At 61.0% G+C, this 20,349-nt stretch carries 25 protein-coding genes; 7 read left to right on the forward strand and 18 right to left on the reverse strand.

Annotated features, from left to right (window positions below):
• Nucleotides 1-21: 21 nt before the first annotated feature.
• On the reverse strand, nt 22-1,311 hold the full coding sequence (locus KW841_RS28090; protein WP_218480565.1) for an FAD-binding oxidoreductase: 1,290 nt from the start codon (nt 1,309-1,311) through the stop codon (nt 22-24).
• 139 nt (nt 1,312-1,450) lie between these two features.
• Nucleotides 1,451-2,653, reverse strand: coding sequence for an NAD(P)/FAD-dependent oxidoreductase (locus KW841_RS28095; protein WP_218480566.1), 1,203 nt, complete (start codon nt 2,651-2,653; stop codon nt 1,451-1,453).
• A 310-nt stretch (nt 2,654-2,963) separates the two neighbouring features.
• Between KW841_RS28095 and KW841_RS28100 the strand changes: the two genes are divergently transcribed.
• A complete protein-coding gene (locus KW841_RS28100) occupies nt 2,964-3,524 on the forward strand; it encodes an Rrf2 family transcriptional regulator (protein WP_218480567.1) in 561 nt (186 codons plus the stop codon).
• A gap of 88 nt (nt 3,525-3,612) precedes the next feature.
• Here the strand turns inward: KW841_RS28100 and KW841_RS28105 are convergent, their stop codons facing one another.
• Nucleotides 3,613-3,948 carry a hypothetical protein gene (locus KW841_RS28105; RefSeq protein ID WP_218480568.1) on the reverse strand — a complete coding sequence of 112 codons (336 nt, stop codon included), beginning with the start codon at nt 3,946-3,948 and terminating at the stop codon, nt 3,613-3,615.
• A gap of 279 nt (nt 3,949-4,227) precedes the next feature.
• Here KW841_RS28105 and KW841_RS28110 point away from each other — a divergent pair, with 279 nt between their 5' ends.
• On the forward strand, nt 4,228-4,467 hold the full coding sequence (locus KW841_RS28110) for a hypothetical protein (protein WP_218480569.1): 240 nt from the start codon (nt 4,228-4,230) through the stop codon (nt 4,465-4,467).
• A 13-nt stretch (nt 4,468-4,480) separates the two neighbouring features.
• Nucleotides 4,481-4,831, forward strand: coding sequence for an osmotically-inducible lipoprotein OsmE (osmE, locus tag KW841_RS28115; protein WP_218480570.1), 351 nt, complete (start codon nt 4,481-4,483; stop codon nt 4,829-4,831).
• A 114-nt stretch (nt 4,832-4,945) separates the two neighbouring features.
• Here the strand turns inward: osmE and KW841_RS28120 are convergent, their stop codons facing one another.
• Entirely contained in the window at nt 4,946-5,146 is a 201-nt protein-coding gene (locus tag KW841_RS28120) for an SPOR domain-containing protein (protein WP_218480571.1), read from the reverse strand.
• 218 nt (nt 5,147-5,364) lie between these two features.
• Here KW841_RS28120 and KW841_RS28125 point away from each other — a divergent pair, with 218 nt between their 5' ends.
• Nucleotides 5,365-5,727 carry an NUDIX hydrolase gene (locus KW841_RS28125; protein ID WP_218480572.1) on the forward strand — a complete coding sequence of 121 codons (363 nt, stop codon included), beginning with the start codon at nt 5,365-5,367 and terminating at the stop codon, nt 5,725-5,727.
• 3 nt (nt 5,728-5,730) lie between these two features.
• On the opposite strand, the gene KW841_RS28130 is transcribed toward KW841_RS28125, so the two are convergent.
• The 9 genes from KW841_RS28130 to KW841_RS28170 all read right to left on the reverse strand — a co-directional run bounded on the left by KW841_RS28130 (nt 5,731) and on the right by KW841_RS28170 (nt 14,258).
• A complete protein-coding gene (locus KW841_RS28130; protein ID WP_218480573.1) occupies nt 5,731-6,429 on the reverse strand; it encodes an alpha/beta hydrolase in 699 nt (232 codons plus the stop codon).
• A 42-nt stretch (nt 6,430-6,471) separates the two neighbouring features.
• Nucleotides 6,472-7,245, reverse strand: a complete 774-nt coding sequence (locus tag KW841_RS28135; protein ID WP_218480574.1) for a 1,6-dihydroxycyclohexa-2,4-diene-1-carboxylate dehydrogenase — start codon at nt 7,243-7,245, stop codon at nt 6,472-6,474.
• A 296-nt stretch (nt 7,246-7,541) separates the two neighbouring features.
• Nucleotides 7,542-8,555, reverse strand: coding sequence for a benzoate 1,2-dioxygenase electron transfer component BenC (benC, locus tag KW841_RS28140; RefSeq protein WP_007976173.1), 1,014 nt, complete (start codon nt 8,553-8,555; stop codon nt 7,542-7,544).
• 10 nt (nt 8,556-8,565) lie between these two features.
• Nucleotides 8,566-9,054 (reverse strand): benzoate 1,2-dioxygenase small subunit, encoded by a 489-nt coding sequence (gene benB / locus KW841_RS28145; protein WP_218480575.1) that lies wholly within the window; start codon nt 9,052-9,054, stop codon nt 8,566-8,568.
• Nucleotides 9,051-10,415: a benzoate 1,2-dioxygenase large subunit gene (gene benA / locus KW841_RS28150; RefSeq protein ID WP_218480576.1), complete on the reverse strand. Its 1,365-nt coding sequence runs from the start codon at nt 10,413-10,415 to the stop codon at nt 9,051-9,053. Before benA ends, benB begins: the two co-directional genes overlap by 4 nt.
• Before the next feature lie 287 nt (nt 10,416-10,702).
• Nucleotides 10,703-11,662: an AraC family transcriptional regulator gene (locus tag KW841_RS28155; protein ID WP_305729911.1), complete on the reverse strand. Its 960-nt coding sequence runs from the start codon at nt 11,660-11,662 to the stop codon at nt 10,703-10,705.
• A 172-nt stretch (nt 11,663-11,834) separates the two neighbouring features.
• Nucleotides 11,835-12,764 (reverse strand): catechol 1,2-dioxygenase, encoded by a 930-nt coding sequence (catA, locus tag KW841_RS28160; protein WP_218480577.1) that lies wholly within the window; start codon nt 12,762-12,764, stop codon nt 11,835-11,837.
• 53 nt (nt 12,765-12,817) lie between these two features.
• Nucleotides 12,818-13,108: a muconolactone Delta-isomerase gene (gene catC, locus KW841_RS28165; RefSeq protein WP_007978984.1), complete on the reverse strand. Its 291-nt coding sequence runs from the start codon at nt 13,106-13,108 to the stop codon at nt 12,818-12,820.
• Between the two features lie 10 nt (nt 13,109-13,118).
• Nucleotides 13,119-14,258, reverse strand: a complete 1,140-nt coding sequence (locus tag KW841_RS28170) for a muconate cycloisomerase family protein (RefSeq protein ID WP_162130297.1) — start codon at nt 14,256-14,258, stop codon at nt 13,119-13,121.
• Nucleotides 14,259-14,382: 124 nt separating this feature from the next.
• Between KW841_RS28170 and KW841_RS28175 the strand changes: the two genes are divergently transcribed.
• On the forward strand, nt 14,383-15,270 hold the full coding sequence (locus tag KW841_RS28175) for a LysR family transcriptional regulator (RefSeq protein WP_218480578.1): 888 nt from the start codon (nt 14,383-14,385) through the stop codon (nt 15,268-15,270).
• Nucleotides 15,271-15,464: 194 nt separating this feature from the next.
• Here KW841_RS28175 and KW841_RS28180 read toward each other — a convergent pair whose 3' ends face one another.
• A complete protein-coding gene (locus KW841_RS28180; RefSeq protein WP_102701593.1) occupies nt 15,465-15,704 on the reverse strand; it encodes a DUF1652 domain-containing protein in 240 nt (79 codons plus the stop codon).
• Nucleotides 15,705-15,822: 118 nt separating this feature from the next.
• On the reverse strand, nt 15,823-16,722 hold the full coding sequence (locus KW841_RS28185; RefSeq protein WP_218480579.1) for a polysaccharide deacetylase family protein: 900 nt from the start codon (nt 16,720-16,722) through the stop codon (nt 15,823-15,825).
• 172 nt (nt 16,723-16,894) lie between these two features.
• Here KW841_RS28185 and KW841_RS28190 point away from each other — a divergent pair, with 172 nt between their 5' ends.
• Complete coding sequence (locus tag KW841_RS28190) at nt 16,895-17,575, forward strand: SOS response-associated peptidase family protein (RefSeq protein WP_218480580.1); 681 nt, start codon at nt 16,895-16,897, stop codon at nt 17,573-17,575.
• Between the two features lie 184 nt (nt 17,576-17,759).
• On the opposite strand, the gene KW841_RS28195 is transcribed toward KW841_RS28190, so the two are convergent.
• The 3 genes from KW841_RS28195 to KW841_RS28205 form a co-directional block, all read right to left on the reverse strand.
• A complete protein-coding gene (locus KW841_RS28195) occupies nt 17,760-17,906 on the reverse strand; it encodes a hypothetical protein (protein WP_218480581.1) in 147 nt (48 codons plus the stop codon).
• A gap of 65 nt (nt 17,907-17,971) precedes the next feature.
• Entirely contained in the window at nt 17,972-18,283 is a 312-nt protein-coding gene (locus KW841_RS28200; protein WP_165824817.1) for an AzlD domain-containing protein, read from the reverse strand.
• Complete coding sequence (locus KW841_RS28205; protein ID WP_041474903.1) at nt 18,283-18,981, reverse strand: AzlC family ABC transporter permease; 699 nt, start codon at nt 18,979-18,981, stop codon at nt 18,283-18,285. The genes KW841_RS28200 and KW841_RS28205 overlap by 1 nt, the downstream gene beginning before the upstream one ends.
• Nucleotides 18,982-19,150: 169 nt before the next feature.
• Here KW841_RS28205 and KW841_RS28210 point away from each other — a divergent pair, with 169 nt between their 5' ends.
• Nucleotides 19,151-20,086 carry a sensor domain-containing diguanylate cyclase gene (locus KW841_RS28210; RefSeq protein ID WP_102701597.1) on the forward strand — a complete coding sequence of 312 codons (936 nt, stop codon included), beginning with the start codon at nt 19,151-19,153 and terminating at the stop codon, nt 20,084-20,086.
• Nucleotides 20,087-20,349: the final 263 nt, after the last annotated feature.

Raw genomic sequence — 20,349 nt, forward strand, 5'->3', positions numbered from 1 at the left:
AGGCTTCCAGAAAGTGTCGCTTCAAATACTGTCGCGCAGTCGATACCAGGCCTTGCCGATGGCTTCCAGCGGCGCGGCCAGGTATTTGCCGCCGGGAAAACTGCCGTTGTTCAGGCCCTGGTACAGGGACAGTTCGTCGGGTTGACCGAGGATCGCGTCGGACACCGCCCGTGCTGCGGCCAGTGTCGGCAGCACGCCATGCCCGGAATAGCCCTGCATCCAGTACAGTTCGCCGCGCCGTCCGATATCCGGCGTGCGCTTGAGGGTCAGGTCGATGTGGCCGCCCCAGGCAAACTCAAGCTCGACGCCCGTGAGTTGCGGGAACACCCGCTCAAGGAACGGCCGGGTCGCCGCGGCGATGTCCTTGGGCATCCCGCCCAGGTAAGTGCAACCGCCGCCGAACAGCAGGCGGTTATCCGGGGTGCGGCGGAAATAATCGAGCACGAACTGATTGTCAGTCACGCACACGTTGCTCGGCAGCAGCGCCGTGGCCTGGTCCTTGGTGAGCGGCGCGGTCGCGACCTGATAGGTGCCGACCGGCAACACGCAACTGGCCAGTTGCGGGTCGAGCCGATCGAGGTAGGCGTTGCACGCCAGCACCAGCACATCCGCGCGAATACGACCGCGCTCGGTCGTCACCACAAAGCCTTCGCCCTCCTCGCCATAACTCAGCGCCTTGCTTTGCTCGTAGATACGGCCGCCAGCCCGCTCAACCGCCTCCGCGAGGCCCAAGGCAAGTTTCAGCGGATTCAAATGCCCGCCCTCGGGGTCGAACAGGCCGGCCTGATAACGCTCGCTGGCCACCCATTCCGGCAGCTGTTGCCGGGGGATGAATTGCAGTTTGTCGTGACCCCACTTGTGGCTGGCCTCGTGCTGCCACTCGGTCAGCAGCCCCACTCGCCGCGGCATCACCGAAGTCCAGAGATGGCCGGCGCGGTAGTCGCAATCGAACTCATGGCGGCCGGGCAGATCACGCAATTCGCGCGCGGCCCAGCGCATGCCGTCCCACAATCGCCGCGCTCGCTCGTATCCCAGCGCCGCTTCCAGCGGTGGCATGTCGCACGACCAACCGAGAATCGCCTGCCCGCCATTTCGCCCGGACGCGGCCCAAGCCACCCGGCTGGCCTCGAGCAAAGTCACGCGCTTGCCGGCCAGCGCCAGGCGCAACGCCGTGTGCAATCCACTGAAACCGGCCCCGATGATCAGCACTTCGGTGTCTTGCTCACCTTCAAGTGCGGTCCGATTGACCAGTCGATCGGCGCAACTATGGGCGTAGTAACTGGCGACATGCCGGGTGGATTGCTGAAACATACGGCCTCGTGAAATTTTGTATTTTTAATTTCATGAAAAAATACACGGTTAATTTCACGCAGGCAATCGAGACGTAAAAAAATCCCGCTTCGGCGAACCCGAGCGGGATTTTTTCATTCAGGCGCGATGTTCGAATCAATCAGGCCACAGGAATCATCGGATCCGCCGAAGCCAGTGCGCTGACTCGATCTGCCGCCGGTGGGTAGATCCACTGGGTGTTGATCTGGGTCTTCAATGCCTTGGCCTCATGCTTGACCAACTTGACCTGGCGGTCCCAACCCTCGGTGTAGACCGCGCCCCAGGCGCCGAGGTCCAGGCAGGTCACGTACTTGGGCTGGCTGTATGGCGTCGGGGCGACACCGAGGATCTGCGCCGCCACGTTGTTGCCGGCGTGGCGGCCCAGCGAAATCGCGTGCTGGCAGGTCATCAGGGCGTAGTTGCCGATCTCGTCGCTGGCTGCGTAAGCCACGTCGCCGGTGGCGAAGATGTCGTCCTGGCCAATCACTTTCAGGTGGGCGTCGACATGCAGGCGACCCAGGCGATCGCGTTCGGCCGGAATCTGTTCGGTCAGCGAGCTGGCGCGAACGCCGGTGGTCCAGACCACGGTCCTGGCATCGATACGCGCACCGTCGGACAGAGTGACGCCGTTGGCATCGACCGACACCACCGAGGCTTTCAGGTGCCATTTCACGCCGGTCGCCACACTGGCCTCGACGATCGATTCGGCGATTTCCTCACCCATCGAGCCGCCGATTTTATCGCCACGGTCAACGATGATCACATTGATGTCGGCACGGTCGCCGAGAATGGCCCGCAGGCGGGTCGGCATTTCAGTCGCCGTTTCGATCCCCGTGAAACCGCCACCGGCCACCACCACCGTGTTGCGCGCGTTGCTTTCAGGCAGATTGGCCAGCGCCTTGAGGTGGTTTTCCAGGCGCACGGCCTGTTCGATCTGGTCGACGTCGAACGCATGTTCGGCCACGCCCGGGGTGTTTGGCGAAGCCAGGCCGCTGCCGGTGGCCAGAACGAGTTTGTCGTAGCTGCAGACTTGTCGGGCACCGCCGGCATCGACATAGCCGACCTGTTTTTGCTCGACATCGATGGTCTGCGCCGCGCCCTTGATGAACTTGACCCCGACAGCATCGAACAGATCGCCGATCGGCGCAGCCAGTTGGTGGGCGTTCGGTTCGTAGAAGCGCGGGCGCACACGCAGCTCGGCCTGGGGCGCCAGCACGGTCACTTCTACGTCGTTGTGGCCGTGAATGTCGAACAGGCGCGTGGCACTCAAAGCGGTCCACATGCCACCGAAACCTGCGCCGATCACCAGAATGTGCTGTTTCATCTTTAACTCCAGGGGATAAACAAGGGTTGTGAGTCACGCTCATCAGGAGCCGGCAATAAGATCGGTGTTTTTCGAGAATCGCCGACCTGTGCCGCTCGAACAACTACGACTGTATTGATCCTAGTTAAATCCCGCAACCGGTTTTTTTTGATGGCCGCCATCGAACCCGTCGATGCTTTGGTAGAAAAGCCTCAAGAACGCGCATGACAAGGATTTTTCGAGCGGACACAAAAATTTAAGGACACGACGATTCGTTGCCTGGCTTAGGCTCGGCTGCTAGAATTGGCGACTAATCAAGTCGGAGATTTGTATGTCTCTTTACAGCGCAGGTGTCGAGTACGGCATCCACTGCCTGCTTTTTCTCGTCGGCAACGGTGGCGACTCCCGTGAAGCGAGTGTGCGCGACCTGGCCGAACTGCAAGGTGTTCCCCTGGACTATCTGGCGAAAATCTTCACCAAGCTGGCCAAAGGCAAACTGGTGGTCGCCACCGAAGGCATGCGCGGAGGCTTCAAGCTGGCCCGGCCCGCCGACGAAATCACCCTGCTGGATATCGTCAACGCCATCGACGGCCGCAAGTCGATCTTCGATTGCCGGGAAATCCGTGGCCGTTGCGCAGTGTTCGACGGCACCCCGCCGGCCTGGGCACTGGACGGTCCGTGCGCGATCCATGGCGCGATGATGGTTGCGCAAAAACGCATGGAAGAGGCCCTCGCCCAGCAAACCATCCTCGACATCGCCAGGAAATTCGGGCGCAAGGCCCCGGCAGAGTTCGGCGTCAAGGTGGAGAGTTGGATGAACGAGCGTCGGGAAAGGAAAAGCAGTGCCCAGGCCAGTGAGCAGATCATTCCTGCGACCAACCTTTCAGACTGATCCACATAAAACCGGATGCACGCCAGGCATCCGGTTTTTCTCGGCTCAGGCGAAAAACGGTCGGTGACCGATTTGCACCCTTTCGCGCTTAAAGGCAGTCGCGCACGATTTTGCGCAGGTCGCCGGATTTGGCCCAAGGTGGCCCCTGATACAGCGAAATCTGGCTGCCATCCTTGTATTTCACGATATCCAGCACTTCATCGGCCGTTATCACGCTTGGTGCGGTGATCCGGTAGCCGTTGGAAATCGAAACCTGGGTCGTATTCGATACTTCCTTCTGCCAGGCCGGCAAAACGCACGCCGCATACTCTTTTGGCGTCTTATCGCTGTGCTTGCTGACATTCGGCTCGCCCGGTACCAGCGACGCCGGCAACGAACACCCGCCCAGCAATGCCAGCGCGACTCCCCCCATCAACATCCGCATGCTGCTTCCTTAAATTCGAAAAGAGAAAATGTAGCTTGCCGCCGACCGTACATCCATCCCGACGATTCGGCGAGTCATTGATATCACTTTGCCCAGTTAGTTCCTTGCAGGTTGTCATTTGACTTCGTCCTGGCTTGAGAACACCAGCACTAGAGCGGGCCAGCGCATTGTCCTGTTCGCTTTTCCCGACCAAAGGAAACCCCGCTGACTCAGACGAACACAACATCCGGTCCGGTAAACGGGTCTAAAATTGCGGAGTGCAGCATTCAGGAGGTCATCATGTGGCTTAACGATTCGGAACAGCAACTTCGGCGTGACCTGCAAGGGCTCGCGTCAGACCTGCGCTGGTCGGCGGTGGAGCTTTTGCGCATTGAGCAGCGGTTGCGCGAGCTTGGCAGCGAAGGCGACGCGCAAGCCGTGCAAAGACTGTGTGCTTTGTTTCAGGGTGATGAACAAAAACTGTCCGGCTATGCCGAGGAAGTGAAAGCCAAAGTCATTAGCCGCAACAAGCCTCAATAGCGGGAGCGCTGCCATGAACAGGCCTCTATTCACGCTGGTCGTCGCACTGACCGCGTTGGCAGGCTGCAGCACCAACTCGATCTATCAGGACCAGCCGCTGGTGGCGAAAGTCGACACCGGCATGACCCGGGAACAAGTCCGGCAAATCGGCGGCCAGCCCCTGGCGGTCACGGATCGTACCGTTGAACCCGGTACCTGCTTTGACTACAAACTGACTCACGAAGGCCATCAGCAGGCGTACAACGTCAGTTTCGATGGCCGCGGCATGGTCGACCACAAGAGCTTCATGACCTGCGCGCAATGGAGCCACGCGCAGCAAAAGGCCCGGGAGCCCTCCCGGCCCAGTGGTGGAGGTGGCTATTAACACTGTAGGAGCGAGCCTGCTCGCGATGGACGTCCGGACAACGCGTTCATTCAGACAGGGCGCGTCATCGTTGACGTCCATCGCGAGCAAGCTCGCTCCTACAGGAGATCGACGTCATTTTGTTTGATGGCCGCCTGCTGGCTTGCCAGCACGCGCCCTGTAGCCAGGCAGTGACGCGGCAAACGCCAGTGCCTCCTCTCGACTGTTGAACGAGCCAAGCCGGTCACCCTGGGTGCATACCCGCCAGGGGCCGTTGTTCACGCTGAGTACGTCATAGCCGTTCATGTGCATCTTGTTCAGCATCGAAACGCTCATGGTCACCTCCTCCTGGGCAGTGCTATCGGTTGACTTGTTTACCTTACACCCGCCCTTCTCCAAAATACCGACCAGACGTCGCCGTGGAAATTCCCCCTTTCGGCTGCACTTTTCGTCTCATCGGCCGCTCAAACTACCCGATGGCAGCGCAATTGCAGCCCTGGCCCGAATGCTGCCTCTTCATACCTGTTCCATGACAATCGGCCATTGGGTAACCCATGAAAGTACGCGCAACCATCATCTTCGAGCAGGACAGGCATGTACTGCTGGTACGCAAGCAAGGCGGTCGCTGGACGCTGCCCGGCGGCAAGCTCGAACGGGGCGAAAGTGCAGCCGACGCTGCCATTCGCGAGCTGTGGGAAGAAACCGGCCTGCGGGTCGACGAGTTGATATACGTGCTGGAGCTGGAAACGGACGGCACCCGACACCACGTCTTCGAAGTGTCGGTGCTGAACCTTGAGCAGTTGCGACCGCTGAACGAAATCACCGATTGCATCTGGCACCCGCTGGATGCACTACACAACCTGAACACCAGCGATGCCATGCGCAGTATCGTCAGCGCCTTTGTGCGGCGCTTGTAGACCCTAGCCCCTGGCCAACGCCGTCGCTGCCCTGTCGATCAAGGCCGCCACTTCGCCGGGCATCGACGCCAATGACGCATGGCTGGCATGCAAGGTGAGGATCTCCCGGGCGTTGAGCCGCGCCGCCATCCACTGCTGGTTTTGCGGGGCGATCATCCGGTCGTCGGTGGAAAGCTGATACCAGGATGGCTTGTTCTTCCAGGCCACCGTGCCAATGGTGTCGCCGAAGGTGCTGGCCAGCGGAGCTTTCTGGGTGAGACCCATGACCAACCCTTCGGTCGCCGGCAGGTCCTGGCAGAAGCTCTCGTGGTAGAGCTCGGGCTTGACCCACAGGTAACCGTCGCTGTCCGGCGTCAGGTTGGCCGCTGCCGCAGGCGGGTGCCGTTGCGTGATGCCGCCGGGACTTTCACCGGCGTCCGGGGCGAACGCGGCGATGTACACCAGCCCGACCACATTCGGCAAATCCCCCGCTTCAGTGATGACCGCGCCGCCATAGGAATGCCCCACCAGCAGCACCGGACCGGGCACCTGGGCGATCATCTTGCGCGTACGCTCGGCATCATCAGCCAGCGAAGTCAGCGGCAATTCGACGGCACGAATGTGCGTGTCGCCCCGGCTGAGCAATTTGGCGATGACCTTGTTCCAGTGGGCGGCACCGCCCCAGAATCCATGGACCAGCACGATCGTGGGTTTGTCACTCATCACCATGACTCCGTTTGCCGATGGGGTTGTTCGTCGCTCGCGTCAGCCCTGATCGCCGCCGCCCACGGGCATGACCATGCCGGTGATATAGGACGCTTCGTCGCTGGCCAGAAACAGAATAGCCCCCGCCTGCTCATCCAGGGTGCCGTAGCGTTTCATCAGGCTGCTGTCGAGGGTCTGGTCGACGATCTGCTGGTACCAGAGTTTTTCCTGCTCGCTCTGCTCGGCACCATTGCGGGGTATGCGTCGCGGCGGTGCTTCCGTGCCGCCAGGCGCCGTGGCATTGACCCGCACGCCGCGACCGGCGGTTTCGAACGCCAGACAAGCGGTCAAGGCATTCACCCCACCCTTTGCCGCACCGTAGGGCACGCGGTTGAGGCTGCGGGTGGCGATGGAAGATACGTTGACGATCGCCCCGCTGCCCTGCTCCAGCATGAACGGCAGTGCGGCATGGCAACACCACAGGGTCGGGAACAGCGAACGACGGACCTCGGCCTCGATCTGCGCCGCCTCGTAGTGCTCGAACGGTTTAGCCCAGATGGTGCCGCCGACGTTGTTGACCAACACATCGAGGCGTCCGAAGCGCTCGACGGCGGTTTGCATCACCCGGCTGCATTCGTCGTATTGCTCAAGGTCGGCGGTCAGAGCCAACACCTGAGTGGTCGCGGCCAATTGTTGCTGCACTTCGAACACCAGCTCGGAACGATCCACCAGGATCAGCTTCGCCCCTTCGGCTGCCATGCGCTCGGCCACCCGCTGCCCGATGCCTTGGGCAGCGCCGGTGATCAGCGCGACTTTTTCGTGAAATCGGTTCATGTGTACCTCATCGGTCAATGACGATGTATCGGGTGATACCCAATCCTGTGGGAGCGAGCTTGCTCGCGATTGCTGACTCACAGGCAACCTGGATGCTGAATGTTCCGGCCCCTTCGCGGGCAAGCCCGCTCCCACAATGGATCTGTGTCGTGCACAGAATCAGCGGTCGCCCCCCATCAACTGTGGGAGCGGGCTTGCCCGCGAAAGCGGACTTACAGACGACATCAATGCTGAATGTTCCAGCCTCTTCGCGATCAAGTCGAATCGCCGCACCGCCGCTCCAACATGGGGTCGGCTCAAGCCGCGCTGGCGGCGAATTTTTCGTAGTAGAAGTTCGCAGGCGCGATGCCTTGCTCGCGAATGAACTGGCTGACGGCCTCGACCATCGGCGGTGGGCCGCACAGGTAGACGTCGACATCACCCTCGTTCAAATGCTTTGGCTCGATGTGCTGGGTCACGTAGCCCTTGAGTGGATGTTGGCTCTCGGGGCTGGCGACGCAGGCGCTGAAGGTGAAGTTGGGGATGCGCGCGGCAAAGGCTTCGAGGCGGTCGATTTCCACCAGGTCGAAATCGTGGGTCACGCCGTAGATCAGATGCAGCGGATGATCGCTGCCCTGCTCGGCGATCTTCTCCAGCATCGCGGTGAACGGCGCCAGCCCGGTGCCACCGGCCAGCAGCAACAGCGGCCGACGGATGTCACGCAAGTAGAAACTGCCCAGGGGACCTGCCAGGCTCATGCAATCGCCGGCCTTGGCCATGCCGGTGAGGAAGCTGCTCATCAAGCCGCCGGGCACGTTGCGGATCAGGAAGCTGACTTCGCCATCGCGCTGCAACGAGCTGAACGAATAGGCGCGGGTCTGTTCGCTGCCGGGAATTCCCAGGTTCACATACTGCCCCGGCAGGAACGCCAGTTTGCTCAGGGCTTCGCCCTTGATCGACAGGGCGATGGTGCTGTCGGACAGCTGGCGCACGGCGCTGATGGTCGCGTCGTAGCTGGCCTGACGGGTGCGGCAGACCTCGGAGGACGTCGGTACCCGCACCACGCAATCGCTCTGGGCGCGCATCTGGCAGGTCAGGACAAAACCCTGCGCGGCCTCTTCAGGGCTGAGGGCGTCTTCGATGTACTCCTCGCCCAAATCGTACTGGCCGGCTTCGGCAAAACACTTGCACGTGCCGCAGGCACCGTCGCGGCAGTCCAGCGGGATGTTGATGCCCTGGCGGTACGCGGCATCGGCCACGGTCTCGCCCACGTTGGCGTCGATGAAACGGGTGACGCCGTCTTCGAAATTGAACGCAATGGAATGGGTCATGACGCCAGCCTCACAAGTGGTAAACATCGATGACCTGACGAACGTAGTCGTTCTTCAGGATCACTTTCTTGGCCTTGATCAGCGGGTTTTCACCGCGCACGTCGAGGGTGTAGAAACTGCTGCCGAAATAGCTGTCGACGGTCTTGTAGCGAAAGCTCAGGGTGTGCCAGTTGAAGCGCACCTTGCACAGTCCGTCGGCTTGCTCGAGCAGCTCGATGTTGCTGATGTTGTGGGAGGTGCGGGTGTCCGGCACGCTGGCGCTGGAGCGCTCGGTCTTGATGCGGAAGACGCGGTCTTCCAGGCCGGTACGGTTGCCGTACCAGATCAGCGAGATTTCCCGCTGCGGGTCTTCGGTCAACTCGTCGTTGTCGTCCCAGGACGGCATCCAGAAGGTCGCGTCCGGGGCGTACAGCTCCAGCCACTCGTCCCACTGGCGGTCGTCGAGGTAGCGCGCTTCGCGGTAGAGGAAATCGCGCACCACTTCATAGGAAATGGTCATTGCACGTCCTCCACGGCGATCAGTTTCGATTGCTCGGCGGCGAGGGCCTTGAGCATGGTCTGCTGCCAGTACTTGTGTTGCAGCACGAACAGGCCTTCGTCTTCGGTGCGCACGCCACTGAGCAGCGGGTGCAGGTCGATCTCCTTGGCGGCTTCGTCTGCACCTTCGATCCAGTGCTCGGCGCCTCGGGACATGTCGTTCCAGGTGGTGACGCTGCCCTGGTAACTGGTCTGGCAGGACCGGAATTCCTCCAGATCGTCCGGCGTGGCCATGCCGCTGACGTTGAAGAAATCCTCGTACTGGCGAATCCGGCTGGAACGGGCGTGGTCGCTCTCGCCTTTGGGGGCGATGCAGTAGATGGTGATCTCCGTGCGGTTGACCGAGATCGGCCGGGCGATGCGGATCTGCGAGCTGAACTGGTCCATCAGGTACAGGTTCGGGTACAGGCACAGGTTGCGCGAGTTCTCGATCATCCAGTCGGCGCGAGCCTTGCCGAAATCCTGCGCCAGCTCATCGCGGCGCTCGTACAGCGGACGGTCCTCGGGGTTGGCCCAGCGGGTCCAGAGCAGCATGTGGCCCTTGTCGAAGGAATAGAAACCACCGCCCTGCTTGGCCCAGCTGCCGGCGCTCATGGTCGGGTTGGCGTCACCGGCTTCACGCTGCTTGCGCTGGTTCTGGGTGGCCGCGTAGTTCCAATGCACGGAGCTGACGTGGTAGCCGTCGGCGCCGTTTTCGGCGGTGAGTTTCCAGTTGCCTTCGTAGATGTAGCTGGAGGAGCCGCGCAGCACTTCCAGGCCATCGGCGGACTGGTCGACGATCATGTCGATGATCTTCGCCGACTCGCCCAGGTGCTCGACCAGTGGCAGGACATCGGCCTTGAGGCTGCCGAACAGGAAGCCGCGATAGGACTCGAACCGCGCAACGCGGGTCAGGTCGTGGGAGCCTTCGCAGTTGAAGCTCGCGGGATAACCGGCGTTGGCCGGGTCCTTGACCTTGAGCAGCTTGCCGGAGTTGTTGAAGGTCCAGCCGTGGAACGGACAGGTGTAGGAGCTCTTGTTGCCGGACTTGTGCCGGCACAGGGTCGCGCCACGGTGGCTGCAGGCGTTGATGAAGGCGTTGAGCACACCGTCCTTGTTGCGCGCGATGAAGATCGACTGGCGCCCCATGGTCGTGGTGTAGAAGTCGTTGATGTTGGGGATCTGGCTTTCGTGGGCCAGGTACAGCCAGTTGCCTTCGAAGATGTGTTCCATCTCCAGGTCGAACAGACGCGGGTCGGTGAACATCTCGCGCTTGCAGCGATAGAGGCCCTGCTCGGGATCGTCTTCAAGCAGGGAATGCAAATATTCGGGTCGCAGGGTCATGGCCGCCGCCTCCATTGTTATTGTTCAGGCAGGGGTCATGCTAGGACGGTGGATCAGGCGGGAGTATCCGCGGGGTGCAGACCTTTATCCGTTTTGTGCAGGTGGAGGTTGGCAGAAGCCGGCGTGGAGAAATACTTGTCCGCTACGACACAGAACCTGTGGGAGCGGGCTTGCCCGCGAAGAGGCCGTGTCAGTCGACGTATATCTTGCCTGACACACCGCCTTCGCGGGCAAGCCCGCTCCCACAGGGTTTCTAGGCGTTTGCGCAAATCGTATGAAGTCCCCGGTCAATACCGGCGCTTGAGGGTGTCGGACGGCAATTCGCCGAATTGTTTGCGGTAGCTGTCGGAGAACCGTCCCAGGTGCAGGAAGCCGTAGTCCATGGCTACTTCGGTGATGTTGCGCACGTTGCAGGTCGGGTCGCTGAGGCAGGCGTTGATGCACTCGAGGCGCTTGCGGCGGATGTAGTTCTTCGGCGTGTCACCGGCATTGCGTTCGAACAATCCATACAAAGAACGCAGGCTCATGTGGGCCTGGCGCGCCAGTGCTTCGCTGTCGATGTCCTGCTTGAGGTTATGGGCGATGTATTCGGCAATCGCTTCGAACGTGGCCGTCTGCGAGCCCAGTTCGAGGCGGCTGACGTTGGTCTTCATCAGGCTGAGCATCTTGCTGACGATGATCTGCGTGTAATGCTCCTGCACCCTGGGGATCTGCTCGGTGGATTCGGCCTCCTGGCAGATCATCGCCAACAGGTTGACGAAACCTTCCAGTTCATTGAGCTGATAACGGTTTTCCAGAAACCGCACGCCCTGCTCCGGATAGCGCCAGCGCTGCTCATCGCAGACTGATTCAAACAAGCGGGTCGGGACCTTGAGGATGAATTTCTCGCAATCGGCAGAGTACGTCAGGTCCACCGGATCGTCGGGGTTGATCAGCAGCAATTCGCCGGGAGCGAAGTAATGCTCCTGGCCGTGTCCACGCCACAGGCAGTTGCCGCGCAGCAGCACTTGCAGGTGATAAATGCTGTCCAGCGCACCGGACGTCACGCGCACACTGGCACCGTAGCTGATGCGACACAGGTCGAGGCTGGCGAACTTGCGATGATCAAGGCTGGCCAGCGGGCTGCCGGCACGGGGCATGAGAATGCAGTGGTTACCGACGTGCTGATTGACGTAGCCCGACACGGCGTAAGGGTCGGCATGGTCGAACACCCGGCTGCGCTGACTCAACAGTTGCGCTTGCATCATCAGGTCACTCTCGTTGTTGTTATGAGTTGCTTCAGTTCATTCTAGAGCCGAAACACTTGTAGGAGCGAGCCTGCTCGCGATGGATTTGAGGACGCCGCGGGGCATCAGGCACCCAGCGTCATCGTTGACGACCATCGCGAGCAGGCTCGCTCCTACAGGGGAGCGCGGATTATCAGTCTTCCAGTGCGCGGACCCGTTCGTGGCGCTGCTGTTCTTCAGGTTGTGCAGAGGACTGCAGGGTGAAGTCGAACTCGATTTCGGCAAAGCGACCGCTCACGCCATGGGCCGCCGCGCGCTGCTGATCGTCGCTGAAGGTGATCTTGGCGATCAGTTCGTCGCGGGTGGCGTAGGCGAAATCGTCGTGCAGGTATTGATCGCCGTCGAGGTTGATCTGGGTGGTCAGGTGGCGATGATCCGGCGCGGAAATGAAGAAGTGCACGTGCGCCGGGCGCTGGCCATGACGGCCCAGTTGATCGAGCAGTTGCTGGGTCGGACCGTCCGGTGGGCAGCCATAGCCCGATGGCACGATGCTACGGAAACGGTAGCGGCCTTCGGCGTCGGTCACGATGCGGCGACGCAGGTTGAATTCCGACTGCGAGGCATCGAAGTACGAGTAGGTGCCGCCGGTGTTGGCGTGCCAGACATCCACCACGGCCCCGGCCAAGGGTTCGCCGGCGGTGTTGAGCACGCGGCCTTGCATGAACAGGGTCACGCCCGGATCGACGCCGTCATCCAGACGCGCCTCACCCTCGGACAACGGCGCACCGGCCACGTACAACGGGCCTTCGATGGTGCGCGGAGTGCCGCCGGTCTTGCCGGCCTGTTCGTCTTCGGCGTCCATCAACAGGTCGAGGTAGTGCTCCAGGCCAATACCGGCCACCAGCAACCCGGCTTCCTGGCGCGCGCCCAGCACGTTGAGGTAATTGACGGCCTTCCAGAACTCTTCCGGGGTCACGGCCAGGTCTTCGATGATGTTCACCGAGTCACGCAGGATGCGGTAGACCAGCGCCTTGGTCCGTGGATCGCCGGCGTCGTTGAGCAGGCCGCTGGCCTCTTCGAGAAATTTCTGGACTTCGGCAGTGTGGGAAATCTTGACGTTCATTTTTTTGGGTTCCTCATCTTGTAATTATTAGCGTAGCGCTGAGCAGGCTGGGCTCAGCGGTCATCGTCACGGATGGAAGAAGGATGCCGGCACATCGCGTCGATTTCGATGGCCATGTAGGGAAACAATGGCAATTGCATCAGCAGGTCATGCAGTTCCTGAACACTGTCGACATCGAACACGCTGTAGTTGGCGTAGTGCCCGGCGATGCGCCACAGGTGACGCCACTTGCCCTGCTCTTGCAGGCGCTGGGCCAGGGCTTTTTCGTCAGCCTTGAGCCTGGCCGCCGCCTCCGGATTCATGTCGACCGGCAGGTTCACAGTCATTTTTACGTGAAACAGCATAATGCTCTCCTCAGGCTTGATGAGTGGTCTTGTCGCGACGGAAGAACGCCAGGCGCTCTTCATCCAGGCTCAGGCCCAGGCCCGGTGTTTTCGGCACGTGCAGTTCAAAATCGCGATACACCAGCGGCTCGCTGAGAATGTCTTCGGTCAGCAGCAGCGGGCCGAACAGTTCGGTGTCCCACGCCAGTTTGTTCAGGGTGACGAAGGCATGGGCCGACGCCATCGTGCCCAGGCCGCCTTCGAGCATGGTGCCGCCGTACAGGGCGATGCCGGCCGCTTCGGCGATGCAGGCGGTACGCAACACGGCGCGCGGGCCGCCGTTCTTGGCGATCTTCAGGGCGAACACCGAGGCCGCGCCTTCGCGGGCCAGGTTGAACGCATCTTCCACGCATTCGATGGATTCGTCGGCCATGATCGGCGCCGGGCTCATCGCATTCAGACGGGCCATGCCGGCGCGGTTGTTGCGCGAGATCGGCTGTTCGATCAGGTCGATGCCGTTGCTGCCGAGGATTCGGCAGGCACGTATCGCGACGGCTTCATCCCACGCCTGATTGACGTCGACACGTACGCTGGCGCGGTCACCCAGGGCTTTCTTGATGGCGATGACGTGGGCCAGGTCGCGATTGACCTCGCCGGCACCGATCTTCAGTTTGAAGATGCGGTGACGGCGCAGGTCGAGCATTTTTTCCGCTTCGGCGATGTCTTTTTCCGTGTCACCGCTGGCCAGGGTCCAGGCGACGGGGAGCGCATCACGCACGCGGCCACCGAGCAATTCACTGACCGGCAGGCCGAGGCGCTTGCCCTGGGCGTCGAGCAGCGCGGTTTCGATACCGGATTTGGCGAAGGTGTTGCCACGGATGCTGCGCTCCAGGCGCAACATGGCGGCGTTGACGTTGCCGCTGTCCTGGCCGATCAACAAGGGGGCGAAGTGCGTGTCGATGTTGGTCTTGATGCTGTCCGGGCTTTCATTGCCGTAGGCCAGGCCACCGATGGTGGTGGATTCGCCGATGCCTTCGATGCCGTCGGCGCAACGCACGCGGATGATCACCAGGGTCTGGTTCTGCATGGTGTGCATGGCCAGCTTGTGCGGGCGGATAGTCGGCAGATCGACGATGATCGTCTCGATCGACTCAATGGCGGTTGCAAGCATTTCGATACCCGTCAGGTTCTTGAAGTTCTGAAATCGATTCTCGTACGGCTTTTTTCCTGAAGCCAATATAGAATTGGTCTGACTTGATACCTTAAAGGTATGCAACTGATTCGCTGGAGGCTCCATGGAACTGCGGCACCTGCGTTACTTCCAGGTATTGGCTCAAACCCTCAACTTCACCCGCGCGGCCGAACTGCTGCACATCGCCCAACCGCCGTTGAGCCGGCAGATCCAGCAACTGGAGGACGAACTGGGGGTGATGTTGCTGGAGCGCGGCCGCCCGCTGAAGCTGACCGACGCCGGGCGGTTTTTCCATGAGCACTCCACCGCCCTGCTCGAACAACTGAACAAGGTCTGCGACAACACGCGGCGTATCGGCCTGGGTGAAAAAACCTGGCTGGGTATCGGCTTTGCGCCCTCGACCCTGTATGGCGTGCTGCCGGAACTGATCCGCCGGTTACGCAGTGGCGAACCGCTGGAGCTGGAATTGGGCCTGTCGGAAATGACCACCCTGCAACAGGTGCAGGCATTGAAGGCCGGGCGCATCGACATCGGTTTTGGCCGGATCCGCATCGACGACCCGGCCATCGTCCAGACCGTGCTCACCGAAGACCGCCTGGTCGCCGCCCTGCCCGCCGGCCATCCATTGCTCGCCGGCCCCATCAGCCTACGGGAACTGGCCAGGGAACCCTTTGTGCTGTACCCCGGCAATCCACGGCCGAGTTACGCCGACCATGTGATCGCACTGTTTGAGTCCTACGGCGTAAGCATCCACGTCGCGCAGTGGACCAACGAACTGCAAACGGCGATCGGTCTGGTGGGGGCAGGAATCGGGGTCACGCTGGTGCCGGCCTCGGTGCAGTTGCTGCACCGCGACGACATCGGTTTCACACCCTTGCTGGAAGACAACGCGACCTCGCCGATCATCCTCAGCCGACGGGTGGGGGATGTTTCGCCGGGGTTGAACCATTGTTTGCGGATGATTGATGAGCTGTTGCCGCCGGCAGCGTAAGACGATGATCATTTGTGGCGAGGGGGCTTGCCCCCGTTGGGGCGCGTAGCGGCCCTAAAAGCCGTTATCCGGTTTCTCGGAGATGAACGTAGGGACCATTTTGGGGGCGCTTCGCACCCCAACGGGGGCAAGCCCCCTCGCCACAGGCAAGCTCCCTCGCCACAGGACGGTGCATGCATTCGATCAGCGAAGTATCAGCCCGCAAACGCCCGGCGCCCGGCCTTCATCTCGGTACGCAACTCGCCGATAAAATCAGAGATGGCGCGCACGCTGGTCAGTTCGGCTGTCGAGACACCGCTGATCAGCAGCTCCACCCGCCCGGTGACGGGGTCGTAGACTTCGATGCGCAGCAGCCCGAGATTCTCGGTGCACTCGCACGACAGTGGCTCAAAACCGGACTCTACGATGTTGCAAAGCACTGAAATAGGAACCATGACCGATGCCTCGGCGGCAGTTGATCGGATTGGATCCGTTTCAGAATAGATACACTTTGCGAGTCTGCACAAGAAATCATTCGCAATTACTGTTAACCAGCGCTCATTCCTGTTCGGTTTAACGGGCGTTCCGGCCCCAGATCCAGTTCCAGAACCCCGGCAACTCGACGGGCTGAGAGCCATCGCGCACGGTTCGCGCCATGGCCGCCCGCTGTAGCGCAGCCTGGTCGTCGTAAAACGGCTTGTCCGCGGTTTTCACGCCGGTCTCCCGGGCGCTGTCGAGCAGAATCTGCAGGTATTCACGGGTATGCCGGGCGGTATAGCGGTTGAGGTCGTGAAACGTCACCACGATCGGTATCACCCCGTCGACCACCGGCAATTCGCCACGAGCCATGCGTTCGCGCACTTCAGACATCGAGCGCAGCATGTGCGACCGGCGCCGGGGGCTGGCGTTGAAACCCCAGATCTTGCCGTCATTGGCGCTCAAGTCCGTGAGCAGCACGTGCAGGCCATGCTGCTGATAAGCGGCGAAGGTGCGCTTGTCGTAGTTCCAGAATGGCGGGCGCAACAGGGTTGGGGGGGCGCCGGTGATCGCCGCGATGTCGGCGCTGCCATCGGTCAGGGCCTGCTCCAGCTCTTGCGGCTCCAGCGAGCGATGATTGGTGTGCCAGGGCGTTGCCGTGTGGAAGCCCAGAATGTGACCTTCGGCGTGTTCGCGCCGCATGATGTCCCGACCCAAGTCACTGCCACCGGCGCGCGGCGCGCGGGTCTGCACGAAAAACACGGCTTTGATCCCCGGCTGCAGCGGGTTTTGCGCCAGGCTCTCAAGCACCGTGACGGTCGGATTCCACCAGCTCGATGCACTGGGACCGTCATCGAACGTCAGCAGAAAACGGATGGGCGGTTGCGCCTGCAAACGCTGTTCGGTCTGCGGCGTCATTGCAATGGGTGCGGCGATACAACCCAGCAAGCCAACTGCCAGGGCGCACACCGTTAAACACTTGAACCACTGTTTCATCTTTTGCCTTGGGCCAGACCATCAGGATTGAAATACAAGTTGACGGGAATCCTTTGCCCGAGACGCCGGGCCGAGGTTGGATAAGGTACACAGGCTTTGGTTCCGACGCTTGCCAAGCCTGTTTCGTCGCCACCTACTAAACTGAAAAAACGCTCAACCAGAGTGTCAGGCCATGTGCGGACGACTGTCGCAATACCGCGGGATTCACGACTTCGTGGCGGTGCTGAGCATCCCCGACGCGCTGGTCAATCACGTCGGCAACGAACCCCTGGCGCACTATAACGCCGCGCCCACCACGCAACTTGCCCTGCTGCACCTGGAGAACGAGCGGCTGCACGCCGACGCCGTGCGCTGGGGTTGGCGGCCGCACTGGGCAACGGATCGCACAGAGCCGATCAATGCCCGGGTCGAGAAAGTCGCCCACGGCCCGTACTTCCGGGCCATCTGGCCGCATCGCGCGATCTGCCCGATCGATAACTGGTTTGAATGGGTCGACGCCGGTGACGGCAACAAACAACCCTGGTTGATCCGGCGACGGGACCGGGCGCCGGCTTTCTGCGCAGCCATCGGCCAGTACCCCATCGGCGGAGCCCCGCACAGGGAGCACGACGGTTTCGTGATTCTCACGGCAGACAGTGCAGGCGGCCTGCTTGACGTGCATGACCGGCGGCCGGTGGTGTTCTCGCCCGAACTGGCGCGGGAATGGCTGGACCCGGCAACGCCCAAGGAAAGAGCCGAGGAAATGGCGTTATCCCAAGGCGAAGTCAGTGATGTATTTGAGTGGTACAAGGTGGACAAGGCCGTTGGCAATGTCAGGAACCAGGGCGCCGCGCTGATCAAGGAAGTTCCTTGAATCTGTCGATAACGACAAAGCCCCACTCAATGGCGTAATGCTGCTCAGTCAAGGAAATTGTAGGAGCGAGCTTGCTCGCGATGGACTCAAGAGCGCCGCGTTCAGCCAGTAAACACGCGTTATCGTTAACGACCATCGCGAGCAAGCTCGCTCCTACAATGGCGGGCTTTGTTGTTTGGGTTGATCAGAACTTGCGGTCAGGTTCTGACAGTTCCGTACCGTCGTCAGGATGCTTCCAGTCCGGTACCGAACGCTTCTGCTGCTCAATCTCTTCTTCCGTGGGTTCGTCCACGTCTTCTTCCGGGTCCGCACGCTTGGGTTCATTGGCCATGTTCACCTCGCTTCCTGAAGGGATCGGTCATCCACTTTAAGCTTAGATCAGTTCCCCTGCTCCGCTCAGAGCCACCAGCGCAGCAAAAAGAAAAAGCCCATGCTCAACAGCATGCTGAGCAACGTATTGCGCGTGTAAAGCACCAGCCCCACCGCCACCAGCGAGCTGATCAGATAGGGGTTGTCCCAGTGCAGGTTCAGCTGTTTTTCCGGCATGAACACAATCGGCCCACAGATAGCCGTCAACATGCCCGGTACGGCAAACCCGAGGAATTGCCGGGCATTGCTGCTCAGGCGCACCGGCAGGCGCGGTTCGAGAAAAACGTAGCGGTTGAGGAACACCAACACGCCCATTCCGATAATCACAGCCCAGACCATCATGTGCGTCCACCGTAGAATTTATTGCAGACAAACCCGGCAGTCATCCCCGCCAGCCCCGACAGCACCAGCGCTGAACCCCATTGCCAGTAGCTGAACAGCACCGAACAAAACAGCGACACCGCCACGCACACCACGGTCGGCACGTTGCGTACCACCGGGGTGATCAGGGCAATGAAGGTGGCCGCGATGGAAAAATCCAGGCCCAGGTGTTCAAGGCCCGGGATGCTGCTGCCGAGCACAATGCCCGCCAGGGTGAACAGGTTCCAGGCGATGTAGAACGTCAGGCCCACGCCCAGGGCGTACCAGCGGTTGAATTGCTGCTTGTCGTGCTGGCTGGTCAGGGCGAACAGCTCATCGGTGAGCAAGAAACCCAGGCCTGCACGCCAGCGCCCCGGCAATGGCGAAATCACCGAACGCATGCTCATCCCATAAAGCAAATGCTGGGAGGTCAGCAACAGCGTGGTGAGCAAGATCGAAAAGATCCCGGCACCGCCCTTGAGCATGCCAATGGCCACCAGTTGCGCCGCACCGGCAAACACAATGCTCGACAGGCCCTGGCCTTGCAGGGGCGTGAGGTTGGCTTCGATGGCCATGGAACCGGCCAGCAAGCCCCAGGGCGCGGTGGCCAGGGACAGCGGCATGATCGCCGCGGCCCCGCGCAGAAAGGCGCTGCGCGGCATGAGTGAGTTGGGCATGACAGTCTACAGACAGGGAAAGACCTGAGACTTTGCCAGCTGTGGCGGCCAATGGCTTGAACAATCTTGCTCACTCAGACGCCTGCGTGCCATTCATCGGCTGCCCGCTTGATTCGCCTCAGTGGTAGCAACATGATGGCCCTGCATTTTTCATCGAGGCAGGTCCTTCATGATTTCAGCCGAAACCGACAGCGACGTTTACAAAACCCTGCTTGAGTCGACCAAAGCCATTCCCTGGCGCATCGACTGGAAAACCATGACCTTCAGCTACATCGGACCACAGATCGAAGAACTGCTGGGCTGGAAGCAGCACAGCTGGGCCTCGGTCAATGACTGGGTCGAGCGCATGCACCCGGATGACCGCGACTACGTGATGGACTTCTGTGTCTCGCAATCGCGGGCCGGCATCGATCACGAGGCCGACTATCGCGCACTGACCGACAGCGGCGAGTACGTGTGGATCCGCGATGTGGTGCACGTGGTGCGCAAGGACGGCGAAGTCGAGGCGCTGGTGGGGTTCATGTTCGATATCAGCGAGCGCAAGAAAACCGAAGAACACCTGATCCGCCTGCAAAAGCAGCTCGAAGAGTATTCCTTCCAGGACGGTCTGACCGGCATCGCCAACCGCCGCATGTTCGATACCGTGCTGGAACGCGAGTGGAACTCGGCCCAGCGTACCGGCTTGCCGTTGTCGGTGATGGTGCTGGATATCGACTACTTCAAGCAGTACAACGACCATTACGGCCACATCAAGGGCGACGAATGCCTGCGCCGCGTCGCGCAAACCTTGTCCCTGGCGGCGAACCGGCCACGGGATTTCATCGCCCGGATCGGCGGTGAAGAGTTCGTCTGGCTGCTGCCGGAAACCGATGCCGAATCCGCACGGCTGGTGGCGCACAAATGCCTGCACCTGATTCGCCAGCAGCAAATCCCCCATGAATTCTCGAACGTGTCGAAGCTGCTGAGTATCAGCCTCGGCGTCGGCACCACCCTGGCATCGATGCATGCCACGGCCCTGGAGTTCGTCGAGCAGGTCGATCATCTGCTCTACAAGGCCAAGCACAATGGCCGGATGCGCGCCGAGTTCGCTGATTTTCGTGATTGACAAAAGGCGCGCCGGCTTTTAAAACTGGGCGCCTCACTCAGGGTGTAAGCAAGTATGTCCGCAACCTTCAACCTCAACACTTCCGTCATTGGCTTGATTGCCAAGGCGCAAGGTTGCGTTGCGCACGCCCTCAAATCGAAGAAACAGTCGCTCATGTGACCGGGGCGCGCTGTCCCGTCAGATGAGCTGACAGGACATTGAGCGCGCCGGACCACACGCCCCTTGCTTACTCTCCTTCCATGCCCCTGACGGTGACGAAATCG

It is taken from the genome of Pseudomonas sp. PDM28 (assembly GCF_019219115.1).
GTDB classification, from domain to species: domain Bacteria; phylum Pseudomonadota; class Gammaproteobacteria; order Pseudomonadales; family Pseudomonadaceae; genus Aquipseudomonas; species Aquipseudomonas laurylsulfatiphila.